The 913-nt window shown below is 46.2% G+C and carries 1 protein-coding gene; it reads left to right on the forward strand.

Annotated elements, in window-relative coordinates:
- Positions 1-28: 28 nt before the first annotated feature.
- Complete coding sequence (locus E1180_RS00145; protein ID WP_155189072.1) at positions 29-820, forward strand: ABC transporter permease; 792 nt, start codon at positions 29-31, stop codon at positions 818-820.
- Positions 821-913: the final 93 nt, after the last annotated feature.

Genomic DNA, 913 nt, shown 5'->3' on the forward strand with positions numbered 1-913 from the left:
ATGAAACAATCCGAATCTGGGCCGAGCGATGTATTCAGAAACCCTGATCCAAAGCCTGCGACGGCAATTCAACATCGTATTTGCGCTCGTGGTGCGGGAAATGACGACGCGCTACGGGAATAAATTCGGCGGATATATGTGGGCGGTCCTTGACCCGGTCCTCACAATTGCCATTCTCACAACGGTTTTTTCGGCTATTGCAAGAGTTCCTCCGCTCGGTCGAAGCTTTACACTGTTTTTCGCAACTGGTTACGTCGCGTTTTACATGTACCGATCGACATCAGACCAAGTCAGCGCCGCGATACAATCCAATCGCGCCCTGTTGAATTATCCGGTAGTCCGACCGTATGATGCCATTATAGCTCGAATTTTGCTTCAGATTGCCACACTTTACATTGTAAACGTTTTGTTGTTCGGTGGATTAGCTTTAATGGTATCATTTCCACGCTTAGATTTAGAATCGGTCTTTTTAGCAAGCCTAATCGCTATTACATTGGGTGCAGGCGTGGGAATATCAAATATCGTATGGTTCCACTTGAGCAGCACCTACCAACAGGTATGGGGTATTATCAATCGACCAGCGTTCATTGTTTCAGGCGTATTTTTCCTGCCCGAAGATATTCCTGAACCATTTCAAACTTATCTCTTGTGGAACCCACTTGTTCATATAATTGGATTGTTTCGGCAAGGCTTCTATCCAACATACCGTGCCTCTTACCTCGATATGACCTATATCGTCGGACTTGCCGTATTCTCGCTTGTTTTTGGGCTATTTATGGTGTGGCTTTTCGATGCGAAACTGCGAGAAGAACAGCAATGATCCGTCTCGAACATCTAACGAAGTGCTTCAGGTTAAAAGGCGATCTCCGCTACATTGCGAAGGATGTTTCGCTTACAATCCCGCGCGGTGAAA

Origin of the sequence: Roseibium denhamense, from assembly GCF_009711415.1 — a bacterium.
Taxonomy (GTDB): Bacteria; Pseudomonadota; Alphaproteobacteria; order Rhizobiales; family Stappiaceae; genus Roseibium; species Roseibium denhamense.

Bases quoted from the DNA above. Each gene is read 5' to 3' on its own strand.
- E1180_RS00145 (WP_155189072.1), top strand. From the start codon at position 29: ATGTATTCAGAAACCCTGATCCAAAGCCTGCGACGGCAATTCAACATC.